This is a genomic window from Streptomyces sp. HUAS TT7, assembly GCF_051550175.1.
Classification (GTDB): Bacteria; Actinomycetota; Actinomycetes; order Streptomycetales; family Streptomycetaceae; genus Streptomyces.
The window spans coordinates 1,436,773-1,451,132 of record NZ_CP196175.1; the positions used below are offsets into that span (position 1 = coordinate 1,436,773).

General features: G+C 68.9%; 14 protein-coding genes. 1 reads left to right on the plus strand and 13 read right to left on the minus strand.

The window, feature by feature from the left end; genetic code table 11:
* Window positions 1–758: 758 nt before the first annotated feature.
* The 7 genes from ACSHXC_RS06260 to def all read right to left on the minus strand — a co-directional run bounded on the left by ACSHXC_RS06260 (window position 759) and on the right by def (window position 7,307).
* Window positions 759–1,094, minus strand: coding sequence for a phosphatase domain-containing protein (locus ACSHXC_RS06260; protein WP_438290598.1), 336 nt, complete (start codon window positions 1,092–1,094; stop codon window positions 759–761).
* A gap of 117 nt (window positions 1,095–1,211) precedes the next feature.
* Window positions 1,212–2,123, minus strand: coding sequence for a lysylphosphatidylglycerol synthase transmembrane domain-containing protein (locus tag ACSHXC_RS06265; RefSeq protein WP_438290599.1), 912 nt, complete (start codon window positions 2,121–2,123; stop codon window positions 1,212–1,214).
* 64 nt (window positions 2,124–2,187) lie between these two features.
* Complete coding sequence (locus ACSHXC_RS06270) at window positions 2,188–3,228, minus strand: PEP-utilizing enzyme (RefSeq protein ID WP_438296458.1); 1,041 nt, start codon at window positions 3,226–3,228, stop codon at window positions 2,188–2,190.
* A 121-nt stretch (window positions 3,229–3,349) separates the two neighbouring features.
* Window positions 3,350–4,561 carry a PEP/pyruvate-binding domain-containing protein gene (locus ACSHXC_RS06275; protein ID WP_438290600.1) on the minus strand — a complete coding sequence of 404 codons (1,212 nt, stop codon included), beginning with the start codon at window positions 4,559–4,561 and terminating at the stop codon, window positions 3,350–3,352.
* The gene (locus ACSHXC_RS06280) at window positions 4,554–5,315 is read right to left on the minus strand and encodes a Rieske (2Fe-2S) protein (protein WP_438290601.1); all 762 of its coding nucleotides are present in this window, start codon (window positions 5,313–5,315) and stop codon (window positions 4,554–4,556) included. Before ACSHXC_RS06280 ends, ACSHXC_RS06275 begins: the two co-directional genes overlap by 8 nt.
* An 803-nt stretch (window positions 5,316–6,118) precedes the next feature.
* Entirely contained in the window at window positions 6,119–6,559 is a 441-nt protein-coding gene (mce, locus tag ACSHXC_RS06285) for a methylmalonyl-CoA epimerase (protein ID WP_438290602.1), read from the minus strand.
* 88 nt (window positions 6,560–6,647) lie between these two features.
* Window positions 6,648–7,307, minus strand: coding sequence for a peptide deformylase (gene def / locus ACSHXC_RS06290; RefSeq protein ID WP_438290603.1), 660 nt, complete (start codon window positions 7,305–7,307; stop codon window positions 6,648–6,650).
* Window positions 7,308–7,414: 107 nt separating this feature from the next.
* On the opposite strand from def, the gene ACSHXC_RS06295 reads away from it, so the two are divergent.
* Complete coding sequence (locus ACSHXC_RS06295) at window positions 7,415–8,029, plus strand: helix-turn-helix domain-containing protein (RefSeq protein ID WP_438290604.1); 615 nt, start codon at window positions 7,415–7,417, stop codon at window positions 8,027–8,029.
* Between the two features lie 75 nt (window positions 8,030–8,104).
* On the opposite strand, the gene meaB is transcribed toward ACSHXC_RS06295, so the two are convergent.
* From meaB to ACSHXC_RS06325, 6 genes are read right to left on the minus strand one after another with little or no spacing between them, the layout of a single operon-like run.
* Window positions 8,105–8,875 carry a methylmalonyl Co-A mutase-associated GTPase MeaB gene (gene meaB, locus ACSHXC_RS06300; protein WP_438290605.1) on the minus strand — a complete coding sequence of 257 codons (771 nt, stop codon included), beginning with the start codon at window positions 8,873–8,875 and terminating at the stop codon, window positions 8,105–8,107.
* A complete protein-coding gene (locus tag ACSHXC_RS06305) occupies window positions 8,872–9,279 on the minus strand; it encodes a cobalamin B12-binding domain-containing protein (RefSeq protein WP_438290606.1) in 408 nt (135 codons plus the stop codon). The genes meaB and ACSHXC_RS06305 overlap by 4 nt, the downstream gene beginning before the upstream one ends.
* A gap of 44 nt (window positions 9,280–9,323) precedes the next feature.
* On the minus strand, window positions 9,324–10,646 hold the full coding sequence (gene ccrA, locus ACSHXC_RS06310) for a crotonyl-CoA carboxylase/reductase (protein ID WP_438290607.1): 1,323 nt from the start codon (window positions 10,644–10,646) through the stop codon (window positions 9,324–9,326).
* A gap of 2 nt (window positions 10,647–10,648) precedes the next feature.
* Complete coding sequence (locus tag ACSHXC_RS06315) at window positions 10,649–12,508, minus strand: condensation domain-containing protein (protein WP_438290608.1); 1,860 nt, start codon at window positions 12,506–12,508, stop codon at window positions 10,649–10,651.
* The gene (locus ACSHXC_RS06320) at window positions 12,505–14,085 is read right to left on the minus strand and encodes an amino acid adenylation domain-containing protein (protein ID WP_438290609.1); all 1,581 of its coding nucleotides are present in this window, start codon (window positions 14,083–14,085) and stop codon (window positions 12,505–12,507) included. Before ACSHXC_RS06320 ends, ACSHXC_RS06315 begins: the two co-directional genes overlap by 4 nt.
* The gene (locus tag ACSHXC_RS06325) at window positions 14,082–14,342 is read right to left on the minus strand and encodes an acyl carrier protein (RefSeq protein ID WP_438290610.1); all 261 of its coding nucleotides are present in this window, start codon (window positions 14,340–14,342) and stop codon (window positions 14,082–14,084) included. Before ACSHXC_RS06325 ends, ACSHXC_RS06320 begins: the two co-directional genes overlap by 4 nt.
* Between the last annotated feature and the right edge of the window lie 18 nt (window positions 14,343–14,360).

The following is a 14,360-nucleotide window of genomic DNA, read 5'->3' on the forward strand; positions in this document are numbered from 1 at the left end:
CCAAGGCATTCATGACGTGCTGCCCCACACGGACGCGGGCGCTCCTGCGGACAGCAGCCGACTTCGCACCCGGGTGCGCGCCTTGTTGAGTGCCTCGCCACGGCCCTGGCTCATGATCATCGATCATGCCGTAGACCATGAGCTCCTGCAGCCGTGGGTTCCCACCAGCGGACGTTTCCCTCATTCTTCCCCCAGTCAGGAATAGGGTCCGCCTCCGGCTCCCCACCAGAAGGCCCCCAGCATGCAACCGCGATGACACCAAGGGGTCAATGCGCAACGGACATGTGAGAGGCGTCGTTTCGGTCACCGGCGCCGAGACTCGAACACCGGCCGACAGAGCGGGGCTACGAGTCCCGGACGGCCGGCAAGGAAAGCGAGCGGGCCCTGAACCAGCGAGTGATCGTTCTCGGTGAAGTACGAGAACTCGTCCTCCGGCTCGGACAGAGAAGTCACCGTTGCCCACCACGCCGACCTCACTCAGGAATAGCCACACTTCCCGTGGGACGTGGTCACCGACACCTCCAGCGCCGAGCTGACCACTATGGACGCGCAACGGCGTCGTCGAGCTGACCCGCGCAGCACGGTTGTTGTCGCCGCTTTGGTGTTCCGGGGAGTCGACCGCGACCGAGAGGGCGCAGGTAAAGCAGAATGCCTGGTTGGAATTTCCCAGCCAGGCGTTCTGCCCTTTTCCTGTCCACGGTCAGTGGATCACCATGTCACAGCGGCGTGTATCCGCCGCACACCGCAGGAGCCAGCGGCTACGACTGCCCCGAGCCGGGTGCGTTGGCAGCGTGGACCTGGCGGATGAAGCGCCGTTGCCACGGTACTTCTACCGCACGGGAGTGGTAATTCTTCCTCACCCATTTGACCGCCTCCTTGGGGTCCATGCCCTCGAAGACGCAGAGCGCCGAGAGCCCCGTGCCAGTCCGACCGATGCCGCCCCCGCAGCAGATCTCCACGCGCTCGCCTGCGGCGCGATCGTACGCGATGCGAAGTTTGCGCATCGCATCCATGGGGTCAGCGGGAAGCCAGAAGTCCCGCCAGGGAATCCACAGGGACTCCCAGGCCGGCTTGGGCGGCTCGTGTTCCGTCAAGTGCACGGCGAACGTAGGAGTTTGCCCCTCCGGTAGGTCGTACCTGAGTCCGCGTCCGCGAATCGTCCGCCCTGAGGGGAGGGTAACTACCTTGGGTATCGGTGTTCCACATTTCGGTCATGATGAATCCCGTTTCGATCGGTTTCGTAAAATCGAGGTGTCTGCCATGGCGATCATCCCCAGCGGGATCTGGGGAAGCACTTGTTGAACATGGAGAACCAGCGCGAAGGCCAAGCCCTCGGCCTGCCCAAGAACGCCCGCTGTCGCGCCGAGCACGGCCGCCTCGAAGGTACCCAGCTGGCCCGGCAGGGTCGGCAAGATGTTGGAGACCTCGATGGATAGCAGTACAACTACCAGGACGGCCACCGACAGCGGCAGGTCCAGAGCCTTCGCGATGGCCACCGCAGCCAGGAAGTCCAGTGCCCGGGTGGCGAGCGCGGCCGCCCCCACCTCCGCGAAGACGCGCGGACGCCGGACCGGCCCGAGTGCCGTGCGCGCGTCGAACACGACTTTGCGCAGTCGGCCCTCCCGGGCGGGGGCGGACGGAGTGCGCGCGACCCTCACGATCAGTACGGACTCCACCGTCAGCACGGCCAGGTACACCCAGGCGACGGTCGCCGCCCAGCCTGGCACATCGCTCCCCGGCCACCAGACGAACACCAGGAAGGGCACCAGGAAGGGCACCAGGCCCAGGCTGGAGAAGAACTTGCGGACCATCATGAGCGTGACGGTCACCGTCCTGGCTATCCCCTCGCGCAGCAGATAGCCGATCCGGACGAACTCACCCACCCCCTCCGGGCTGACAGCCGCCGCTGCCTGGGCGGCGAACTCGATCCGCACCAGGAGGGGGAACCGGATCCGGGACTCGGTGAACATCGCGTTCCAGCCTATGGCCCGAGTCGTCTGCGAGGCCACATTGGCCAGTGCTGCCAAGACCAGCCAGCGCCAGTCGGCGGCCTTCAGCGCCACCCACAGATGGCCCAGATCCATACCCCAGAGGGTGATCACCAAGCTGATGCCCACCGCCACGAACAGCAGCCCCCGGATCACCCGTCGCGCGTGCTGTGCTCCTTCGGCGGGGACTCGGTCGGTGTCACGACTCGCTCCCCAACCGCACAGTGCCTGCATCGCCGTCCACGGTCAGCATGTCCCCGGTTCCGATCTGCGAGGTCGCGGTCCTCACTCCCATCACCGCCGGGATGCCGTACTCACGCGCCACCACCGAGCCGTGGGACAGCGCGCCCCCGACATCGGCCACCACGGCGCTGGCCCGGGTCAGCAGCGGCGCCCATGCCGGAGTTACCTGGCGGACGACGAGCACCTCTCCCAACTCCAGTGCGTCCGCGTCCGCGAACTCGTGGATCACCCGAGCCCGGCCCGTGTAGCTCCCCGGGCTCACCGCTGATCCGCTGAGCTCGTCGCCTTTGTGCTCCCCCCGCTCGGTCCCGAACAGCGCCAAGGAGGTGATGTCGGACCCGAAGAGCATGATCCGCGCGTCGGCGGGGACCACATCGGGCGGATTGAGCCGCCGCTGCCACTGGCGTCGCAGTCGGCGCTCACGCACCAGGTCGCGCCACTGCGCGTCGTCCGCGCCGGCGTTCACCCAGCCGCTCAGCTCCGCCCCGGTCAGGTAGAACACGTCTTCGTCGACATCGAGCAGGTCGGCGAGGACCAGCCGGCGGCCGAGTTCGAGATATCCAGCCCGCATGAACGGCCAGCCGAGCGTGAAGTGGTGCAGGGCCTCGTCCCGTACTCCGCTCCAGTGGTTCGCCCACCGGTGGACCCCGCGCCGCAGTCGGCCTAGAGCACCGCGTCCGAGGCGGCGTGCCGGGACGCAGTCAGGGACCAATGCCGGTGCCAGGGAGCCTGGTTCGCCGCCGACGCGGCGGCTGGCGATCAACGAGCGAAGCATCGAAGGATCGTCGATCGCGGTGGGTTCGGCCGGGTCGAGGCTGTACACCAGGTGGCCGAAGCGTCCCAGGTACTCCTGCAGCAGTTGTTCCTCGTCCTCCAAGGTGGCCGCGGCGACCCGGTCCAGGGCACGGTCGGCCTGGTGGGCGAGCCGGTCGTCGCCCACGAGCAGGGATCCGGGTGTGAGCCCGGCTGCGCGCCGACCATCGCGCGCCAAAACCATCCCCAGCAGCCACTCGCTGGTGTTCCAGTGCCAGGCAAGGCCGCCGATCACCGCCCAGTAGCGGGCGCTCAGATCCTCAATTGTCCTTATTCGGCACAGCACTTCGGTCGACGTCAGCTCCTCAAGAGGCGCGTCTCGTGCCCGCTCCAGGCCCGCCTGGAGCGCGGGCAGTATGTCGTGCCGCCAGCGCCGCTCCACTGGTGAGAGATGGAAGGCAAACCACCGCGCGGTGAGTCGCAGGGTGCGCAGCGGATGCTCGGAGAGGGGGAAGTCGAAGCGCAGATAGGCGAACCCGTTCACGGTCCCGTGCATGGGCTCCGGGATGAGCGGGTTGCGCGCGCAGTCTGCGTGGACCGCCCCAGTTCGTCGCCCACCGGTCGATGAGCGAGGGGAACAGCGTCGTGGCGAAGAGGGGGGAGAGGGGATCGGACAGCCACGAGTCGCAGATACTCATCCGGGCCCACCGTGCCCCGGGCACTTCGCTCGCCCAGTCGCCGAACTGCGTCGGCTGCGGGACGGCTGCGGTGATCGGGCGAGCCTGCAGCAGGTGCAGCCCGGTGTCGTCCAGCGCCCATTCGATGTCCTGCGGTCCACCCAGCGCCCGTTCCACGGCCAGCGCTGTGCGTACCAGGGAGCGGAGAGGGCCCTCGCTTCCCTCCGTCTCGCCCACCCGTTCCCCGAACGCGGTCCTGAACACGGGCGCGTGCGGTTCCTTCCGGGAGAACACCGCCCGGTTCGGCTCCACGATCCCGTCCACGAGCTGATCACCGAGCCCCTCGACCGCCTCCACGAGCACCAGATGGTCGTCGTCCGCGGCAGGGTCCTCTGCGGTGAACGCCACCCCGGCCCATTCGGGGGCCACCATCGCCTGGACCACGACAGCCATCGCCGGGGCCTGCTGGGCAAGCCCGATCCGGTCTCGGTAGACCCCGGAGGCGGCGGAGTGTCGGGACCGCTGGCAGCGGCCGACTGCGGCCAGCAGCTCGTCGAAGGTGCGGACGCCGAGCACGCTCTCGTACTGGCCGGCGGCACTGCTCGCCACACCGTCCTCATTGGTGGCCGACGACCGTACGGCGACGCCGTGCGGGGAGGGCAGGGCCTCCCAACAGGCCCTCACCTGGGCGATCGTGTCGTCGCGCAGTCCCGACTCGCCGGTGTTCTCCCCACCTTCCTCCAGGCCCGCCGTGGCGGTGAAGACATCCACCGGGAGGCAGAACCCGGGAGGTACGGGAAATCCCGCCGCTACCAGTCGGCCCAGTCCCTTGGCCTTGCCCCCGACCCGTTCGACGGGCAGGTCTGCGGCCTCGGCCAGGCTCACGACGCCCTCAGCCACGCTCTGCCACCTCCACCCACTGCTGATAGAAACGTCGAAATCGCCGCACAGCCTCGTCACCGGGCACATAGATGCCGTGCCGGTCCCCCGGCAGCAAGGTGTCGAAGATCGGGAGGTCCTGGCGGGCGGCCACCTGCACCTCCGCACGGTGGACGAGCGCGCGCAGCCACCCCAGGGCCCCGGCCCCGTCGGGGTCGACGACAGCATTGATGTGCTGAATGCTGTGGTGCTCCCCGATCGGCGTGACGGCCAGGATCATCCGGTACAGGCGTCGGCCGTCTGCGTAGTACTCGATCTCCTGGCAGCTTGCCCAGCCGCGCATCCGTAGGGTGAACTCGCCCGCGTTGAGCCCGAACGCGTTCGATACGGTGCCCAACGCGCCCCGGTATGCGGGCCAGGTCAGGGTCGCATCGCAGCGTGGTTCCGGATGGTCGTCCGGCGCACCGTCACCGACCGTTTCCTCGCGCGCTTCCTGGAATGCGATCCGGGCCTCCCCGGCCACCGTCAGCCCGTGCAAGGCCACCAAGTGGTCGGGGTCGTAGGTGTTTTCCAGGATCCGCCGGGTGGTAGCTCGGGTCGGGTCGGCCAGCCGGAACCTCCGGATGCCAGGAATCTTCCGCGTTTCAAGGTCGCGAAGGTCCGGTGGCTCGTGACGGGGCGCCCCGCTGCCGTACCACGCCCACACGTAACCCGAGCATTCGCGGGTGGGCAGCGCGGTGACGGCGGCTCGCGCCGGAGGACGCTGCCCCGGCACGAAAACACATGCCCCGGACTCGTCGAACCTGTGCCGCCACAGGCCAAGAAGCTGGCCGCGTCCAGCGCGGCCCGGATCGGCCTGTCATCCCTGGTCTGACCAGGCAACTCTCTGGGCTGTTGGTCACGTGGTTGGTCACGCCACAGCCTGGAAAAGCAGAAAACCCCACGTGAAGTGGGGTCTCAGCTGGTGTCCGAGGGGCAGCACGGGCCACAGGCACACGCCGCTGACCAGCGGCGAAATCGCGCCCGCCCGATGAGCCAAGTTCGTCACGCGGCGCCCGATACCCCACGGGCAGTCTTGTTCTGTTCAGGCGCCGCTCACTTTACTCAGGCTGGGCGCTGGCCGACATCCCCCAATCCAGTGACGCTCTCGCCACGCACTTCCGCCGCTTCTCCGCCGGCTGGGGAGGGATGCGCGCCGTGGTCGCGGTCATGGACAAGCTCGCGATCGCGACCTGCGAGTCCTGCGCCACCGGTTGGCCTACCGGGAACTCGGCGCCAACTCCTTGCCCCCAGTGCGACCCCGACCGCACGCTGCGGCGCAGGGCAGGAGGCCCACAGTCCAGGACTCATGCGGCCCGTGGACTGACGGCCGTGAGAAGGCACCCGACACTGGTTCAGCACTCCATGTGGCCCGCGTGGGTCACTGAGCCGGACCAGGATACGGGCGACATCCGCACGGTCGCGGAGGTGGTAGCTGAGGTTGGCTGCGAGGCTGAGGAGGCACTGGGCGGCTCACTGCACTCGCTGGTCTCTTCCGGGATATCTGACGGCGATTCCGCGCCGCCGGACCCGGGCGGTTCAGTGTCCAGTCGGGTCCGGCGGCGCGGCGGTGACGAGTTCGGTCAGCACGCCGTGGCAGTCCTTGGGGTGCAGGAAGGTGATCCGCGACCCCATGGACCCGATCCGGGGCTCGTCGTAGAGCACCCGCACGCCCTTGCCCCGGATGGCCTCGGCGTCGCCGTCCACGTCCTCCGTGCCGAACGCGATGTGGTGCACGCCCTCGCCGTTCTTGGCCAGCCACTTGCCCACCACGGAGTCCTCCCGGGTCGACTCGAGGAGCTGGAGGTAGCTGGCGCCGCCGTCCGAGGTCCCATTGATCCTCAACATCGCCTCGCGGAGGCCCTGTTCCTCGTTGGCCTCGACGTGGAGGACCTCGAAACCGTACGTCGCACGGTAGAACTCGACGGTCTTGTCGAGGTCGAAACAGGCGATCCCGATGTGATCGATTCGCGTCAGCATGACTCAAGTCCACCGTACGCACGGGCGATTACGCAACGTGCGCACCGTCACAACGATCCCAGGCCGGGGGGCCTACGCCTCCGAGTCGTCACTTGCCCAGTTTTTTGGCCGTGGCAGCCCGCCGGGCGAACATCTTCTCTTTGGACTCTTCCATCTCACGCAGCGCGGACTTCCGTTCCCGCTTGCTGAGCCGGTCCAGGTAGAGGTGCCCGTGCAGGTGGTCCGTCTCGTGCTGCAGGCACCGGGCGAAGTAGCCCCTGCCCTCGATCACCAGGGGGTTGCCGTCCTTGTCATAGCCTCGTACGACGGCACGGTCGAGGCGGGGCACCATGCGGTAGGGGCCCGGAACTGACAGGCATCCTTCCTTCTCCTCGACCAGCACGCGATCGTCGGCCTCGATCTCGTCCAGGACCGGATTGGCAATGTGCCCGACATGGCGCACCCCCCAATCATCCACGATGTCCCACACGAACAACTGCAGGTCCACGTCGATCTGGTTGGCTGCGAGGCCCGCGCCGTCCGCCACCTGGTTCGTGGCGAACATGTCGTCGATCAACTGCGAAAGCTCGGGGGTGCCGAACTCGGTGACCTCCTGGCACCGCCGGCCCAGGATCTCCTCCCCCACTACGGTGATGCGACGCACTGCACCCCGTTCGACCTCCGGGGCGAACTGCGGGTAGGAATCGACCGGTTCCCCCTGCACTCGCACCCGACGATCCTGCGAGATGTCACCGTTCCGAACAGCCATGGAGTTTCAACGCCTTTCGCACATGCACGCGCCGGCCGGGGACTTGGTCCCCGACCGGCCGTGGCCCAGCTTGACCGAATGCTTTCCAAAGTAGCAGCCTTTGCAAAGTGAGCCACAAAGACCGTCAAGCAACCTCCAGGGAGCGCCCGTTGAGTCGTGCCCGACAGTCACTCCCGGACCATCCCGTGCGCGTCGCCCTGCTGGACCTGCTGGCCGAGGTCGGCACCGTCACGTCCACCCAGGCAGCCGCCCGCCTCGGCCACAGCTCCGGCCTCTGCTCCTTCCACCTGCGTCAACTGGCCCGGCACGGCCTCATCGAGGAGGTCCCGCACAAGGGCGGGCGGGCGCGGCCGTGGCGGCTCCGATGGGAGTCCTCGCACCGGCCGGACCAGGAGGCGCCGGAGCAGTTCGACGACCTGGCACGCGGGTTGGAGGACGAGAGCTACCAGCACTGGTTGAGCCACCGGGACCGGGCGCCGGCCGAGTGGCGCCATGACGAGTCCTTCAGCGCCGTGGTCCACATCACCCCGGCGGAGATGACCGAACTCGCTGCCTCTGTACGCCTCTTGCTGGCCGGATACCGCGAACGCGACCACCGGGCGGTCGCAGGGACCATGCCCGTGGCCGCAGTGGCGAGACTGTTCCCGCTGCTGAACGAAGTTCCCGTGCAGGCGCCGCCCTCGGACCTCCCCTCGGAGACCGAACACCCCGGACACCGCTGACTGTCCGGGAGTTGGGTGGTCGCCGTGGGGAAGTGCCGTGCGTCGGCTCGGTCCCGGGGCGGGACACGGGTGGCGTCAGGGCCCTTGCCCGCAGTCCAGGTCGACCGGGCCGTCGACGCCGAGGGCCGTCATGACGTCAGCGGCCCCCTCACGCCGACTTGCCGTGGCGGTCACCACCGGGATGTCGCGTGTGCCCAGCGCGACCATGGCGCGGAGTTCGCGGACCATCGCGTGGACTCCGTCCTGATCAGCCTTGTTCACGACATAGAGGTCGGCGATCTCCAGCACACCGGCCTTGGCCATCTGGATACCGTCGCCCGCTCCGGGGGCGAGGACAACAATGGTCCGGTCCGCGACCGTCGCGATCTCCACCTCCGACTGCCCGGCCCCGACCGTCTCGATCAGGATGACATCGAAACCGACCTCGGACAGGATCGAGATCATGGGCCGGGCGGTGGCCGAGAGCCCGCCGAGATGGCCGCGGCTGGACACCGACCGGATGAACACCCCGGGGTCGTCCGAATGCTCCTGCATACGGATGCGGTCGCCGAGCAGCGCGCCACCGGTCACCGGTGACGACGGATCGAAGCAGAGCACCGCCACGCGCTTCCCGCGCCCCCGGTACTCGGCGACGAGGCAGGAGATGAATGTCGACTTGCCGACGCCCGGCGGACCAGTCAGGCCGATGACCGGGCAGGCTCTTCCGGCAGGCCCCTGTGTTCCCAGAGCACTGAGGTCGGCCTCCGTGATGGCGTAGTTCTCCGCGCGCCCCATGAGCCGGGCCAGCGCCCGGACGTTGCCCTGCCGTGCGGATTCCAGTGTGGCGTTGAGCGGCCCCCCGGTCACTCGGTCACCTCGAGCGGACGCAGGTTGGCGTACGCCCAGTCGATGATCTCGGGGAGAGAATCCCGGGAGGTGAAGATCCGGCATACACCCATCTCGATGAGCTGGCGTGCATCCTCCGGCGGAATGATGCCGCCACAGAAGACCGGCATGTCCGCCGCGTCGTTCTCGGTGAGCAACTTCAGTATGCGCGGGACCAGTTCCATATGGGCGCCCGACAGCAGGGACAGACCGACGGCGTCGGCACCCTCCTCCAGAGCGGTACGGACGATCTGCTCGGGCGTCTGGCGCAGCCCGGTGTAGATGACCTCCATGCCGGCGTCGCGCAAGGCCCGCGCCACCACCTTGGCACCTCGGTCGTGGCCGTCCAGCCCTGGCTTGGCGACCACCACTCGGACACGATGCATCTGTCTCCCGGCCTTTCCTGTGTCTGCGATCGGAGACGGCGCCGTCATGCCGTCATCAGCGGGGCGATCCGGTCCTCGCCAATCTGCGAGCGCAGCGCGGAATCGGTGACACCGAGCCCACTGGACGGCGCCAGGCAGAGCACACCGACCTTGCCGAGGTGCTCGTTCAGCTGGATCATGCGTGCTGCCTCGCCCGTCTCCTGGAACGGGTACACCTCGGACAGCATCGGCATCACCCGGCCGCGCTGGATGAGGCGGTTCGCCTGCCACTGCTCGTACAGGTTCGCCCCGTGGCTGCCGACGATCTTCTTCAGCCGCATCCAGAGGTAGCGGTTGTCGAAGGTGTGCTGGTAGCCCGTGCTCGACCCGCAGGTCACGATGGTGCCGCCGCGCCTGGCGATGAACACCGAGAGGCCGAAGGTCTCGCGGCCGACGTGCTCGAAGACGATGTTCGGGTCCTCGCCGATCTCACGCCTGATGATCTTGCCGAGTCGTTTGCCCGTCGCCACTGTGACGTCCGGATCGGCGGAGATCTCGCCGATCTCGCGCCGGTCGATGACCAGCTCGCAGCCGAGCTTGCGGGCGACCTCGGCCTTCTGGTCCGAACTGACGATGCCGATCGGTATGCCGCCGCCGTTGCGGACGAACTGCACTGCGTAGCCGCCGAGGCCGCCCGCCGCGCCCCACACGAGCACCACATCGCCCTGGCGCATGTTGGCGCCACGCTCGCTGACGAGCATCCGGTAGGCAGTGCCGGCGCACAGCGGGTTGCTGGCCGCCTCCTCCCAGGTGAGGTGAGCCGCCTTGGGCAACAGCTGGCTGGCCCGGACGATCGCGTAGTCGGCGAGACCGCCGAAGTTCGTCTCGAACCCCCAGGCGCGCTGCTCGTCACCCATCATGCCGTCGTGCTGGGTGAGCGGTTCCTGGTCGTCGACATGGGCCGTCGCCACGGCGACATGGTCACCGACCTTCCAGTTGCGCACGCCGTCACCGACGCGCACGATCACTCCGGCGGCGTCCGAGCCCAGCACGTGATAGGGCTGGTCGTGCCGGGCGGCCCAGCCGCCCTGCTTGCCGTAGTGGCGCAGGAAGTTGAAGGTGGGCAGCGGCTCGAAGGTCGCGGACCAGATCGTGTTGTAGTTCATCGCCGCCGCCATGACGGCGACCAGCACCTCGTCGGGGGCGAGTTCCGGCATCGGGACCTTGCCGAGGTGTATCGATTTGCGGACGTCCTTGTCCTCCACACCCGAGAAGATGCCGACGTCCTCGGTGCACAGGTAGGCCGCGTTGTATTCGCTGGGGACCGGAAGGCGTTCCAGTACGTCGGGCGAGGCGCCCGCGATCACAGCTGCCGAAAGCTCGTCCATGGTCATCCTTCTTCAATGTCAGCGTCGGTGCTGAGGTCGGGTTCGGTGCTGATGTGGGAGTCGGAGACGGTGATTCTGATGCGCCCGGGCAGATCGCTGCCGTGCAGCCAGGTGCGCAGGTGGGCGCGGATGTCACGCGCGCTCGGGGCGTCCCGGCCGGGCCCGGTCACGGTGAGTACCGCGGTCTCCGTCCGGGCCTTCTCCAGTCGCACCACCGCTTCCCGGACCCAGGGGTGGGTGCGGGCGACGCGGGCGACGGCGGAGGCGTCGATCAGGCTGCGGGTGCGGATCCACCGGCCGTCCTGCGGCCCGAGGAGCCGCACACAGCCATCGGCGGCGACATATCCGCAGTCGTCGGTACGGACCTCTCGGCCGTCGGGCAACTGGGCCCGCACCGTACCCGCGATGGAGCGCGGCAACGGCTGTCCTGACCGGCCGTGCACCGTGAACGCGACACCGTCCGCGGGCACCAAGCGGGGCGGGTGGGGAGCATCGTCGTTCCGTACGGTTCCCGCTCGGAGGTCTCCACACAGGTACGGGGTTCCGCCGGTGGTCGGCTCCGGGCGGTCCGCGCACGCCGGGCTGACCGAGGAGGTCGTGCGGTCGGCGGCGAGGTCGGAGACGGCGGTGCTGAAGTCGCCCAGGAGTTGCTCGGCCTCGGCCGCCCCCATGAGGTCCTGGCGGTAGTCGAGACGCACCCGGCACTGCGGCCAGTCCGCCCGGATCTGCAATGTCCTGGCCAGGGCCGCGTTGGTGTTCGGCGTGAAGAAGTCCCAGGCAGAGCGCAGTCCCGGGATGTCCAGGTCCAGCCCGGCCGGGGGGCGGGGGAAGGACAGGCCGAGTTCGGTGCTGAGCCGGGTCATCGGCTTGCCAGGCACACCGGCGACCAGGTCGACGAACGGTACGCGGCGATAGCGCGCCAGTTGCGCAAGCGCCCGGCGCGCGGTTGCCACCGACTGTTCGGCCGACGCGCCTGGAGAGATCTCCAGGGCCACGGGGACCACGTTGATCTGGAGCCCAGCGACGTGGCCGGTGTGCTCGTCACTCACGTCCGAGGCGAGGGCCAGCAGCGGGTTGGTGTTGTCGTAGACCGCCAGTTGGCGGGTGAGCGCCGCCAGGAGCATGGTGAAGGTGCTCACCTTCAGCTCCTGTGCCTTGGTACGAAGGGTGGCGACCGCGGACGGATCCAGGTCGATCGTCGGCGAGGCGGTGACTGTCCGCTGCCCCAGGCATCCGCCTTCGGGCAGCGCCATCGGCGTCGCCCTGTCGACGGCGGTGCGCCAGAACTCGACGGCCTCCTCTATCACTTCTCGGGGGGCCACCGGTGTGTCGGGCGCGGCCAGCGGCGTCGGGTTCACTGCCTTGCCCGCTCTCAGCTCCCCCAGGTAGGCGGAGAAGTCGCGGGCCACGATGAACTTGCTGCGCCCGTCGAACCCGGCGTGATGGGCCTCGAACACGACCGAGCAGCGGTCGGGAGCGTGCGTGAGGAGCCGGAAGCGGATGGGTGCCTCGGTGGCCAGGTCCCAGTGCCGGTGCTGTTCGGGCCGCTCGCGCCAGGCGCGGACGGCCGCACGCTCGGCGCCGTCCTCACAAGGGAGGTCACCGCGTTCGAAGGAGCAGGCCTCCTGGGCCGGCAGGACGCACTGGCGCAACTGCCCCTCGACCAGGCGCAGTACCGACCGCAGCGGCTCGTGCCGGTGCAGCACGGCCCGCGCGGCGGCTTCCAGGTGGCGTGCGTCGACCGCGCCGTGAAAGGTCGCCACGAAGTAGCCGCCGCCGCTGATCGACGGGTCGATCGTGGCTTCCGCCCACAGCGCGTACTGGCCGGCGTCCGCGGGCCTGTCGTGCAGGATCGTGGTCATGCGCGGCCGCCCCGGTCCCGCCGGCGCCTGCTGCGGTCGTCGTTGATCAGCGTGACGACCGCCTCACGGTCGATCTTCCCGCTGGGGGTCCTCGGCAATTCGGGCAGTTCCGTCACCGAGACCGGGACCGAGGCCTCCGGCAGCACCTTGCGCAACCGCTCCAGCGCGGCGGCCTCGATCGGCCCGGTGCACCCTTCGCGCAGGACGACCGCGGCGCGCAGGCTGGCGTGGCCGGACTTGGTCGCCACCATGGCCGTCGCGGCGGCCGCGATGTCGGGGCCGGCGAGCAGCTGTGCGTCGATTTCCAGGAGATCCACGCGGATGCCACGGATCTTGATCTGGCTGTCCACACGGGAGAGGAAGCGCACGCCGTCGTCGGTGAGTTCCACCAGGTCGCCGGTGCGGAAGGCCCGGGTGTGCCCGGCCGGTGAGGGCGCGATGGTGACATAGCGCTCGGCCGTCAGCTCCGGCCGACCCAGGTAGCCCGCCGACAACGGGTGCCCCGCCACCAGGAGTTCGCCAATGTGGGGAGCCTCCGGGGCCTCCGGGTCGATGAGCAGTTCGCACCCCGGCAGGGGGACACCGATCGGCGGCAGATGGGGCCACGCGTACGGGTCGGGACCCAGGATGTGGGACGTCACCATGGCGGACTCGCTCTGCCCGTAGTGGTTGACCAGGCGGCAGCCGGGCATTCCGGCGAACATCGCCCGGATGTCTTCCGAGCAGACGACCTGCTCGCCGGCCGTGTTCACCTCGACCAGGTGCAGCTTGGCCAGGGTGTCCGCCCGTGCCGTCACCGCCAGCATCTGCAGGGCCACGAACGGCAGGAACAGCCGCTCGACCCGTTGCTCGGCGAGCCAGCGCAGCAGCCGCGTCGGCTCACGGCGCAGTTCCTCCGGCATGACCGCCAGCGTGCCGCCGCCGCAGAGCGTGCCCAGGATCTCCTGGAACGAGACGTCGAAGTTCAGCGGGGCGAACTGTGCGGTGCGCAGGTCGGGGCGCGGGGAATGGGACGCCTGCCACTCGGCCATCGTGTCGATACAGCGGTGGCTCAGTGCCACGCCCTTGGGCCAGCCGGTCGACCCGGAGGTGTAGATGATGTACGCGGGCAGCGCGGGATCGCAGTCGACCGGGCGCAGGTCCAGGGATGCGGGCACGCCCGGCGCCCGGCCGATGTCCACCATGGGGCCGCTGTAGCGGACGCGCGTGTGCTCGGTGGTGATGACGGCGCGCGGCGCACAGTCGTCGATCATGAACTGCAGGCGTTCGATGGGGTATTCAGGGTCGAGCGGGACGTACGTGGCTCCGCGCAGCATCACTCCGAACATCGCGGCGACGGCGCCCGCGCCTCGCGGCCGGGACACCGCGACCCGGTCGCCCGCGCCCACCCCGGCCGCCGCCAGTTCGGCCGAGACCGCCTGGGCCCAGGCCGCCAACTCCGCGTACGTGTAGGAGCGGTCGGCATCGAGCACCGCCTCGCGATCCGGGTGATCGGCGACGCGGCGGACGAACGATGTCAGGAAGCAGTCCGGCGTCGCCGGGCCGCCCCACAGCGACTTCAATTCCTGCGTGGTCATGCGCCCGTCCCCTGTTGTGCCTTGGCGGACAGCTCCTCGTGGACGGCGTCCACGAACTCTTCGATGGTGGGGTTGTTGAATAGCAGGTGCAGTTCCGCCTCCAGGCCGTACTCGCGCTCGACGAGGGCGAGGATCTTCGCGGCCACGAGGGACTCGCCGCCCAGGTCGAAGAAGTTGTCCTCGGGCGTGAGGCCCTCTTCGCCGGTAGCTCGCTCCCAGAAGGCAATGACGGTGTCGGTCAGCTGCTGCTTGTTCATGTTTCTTCGCTATCCACT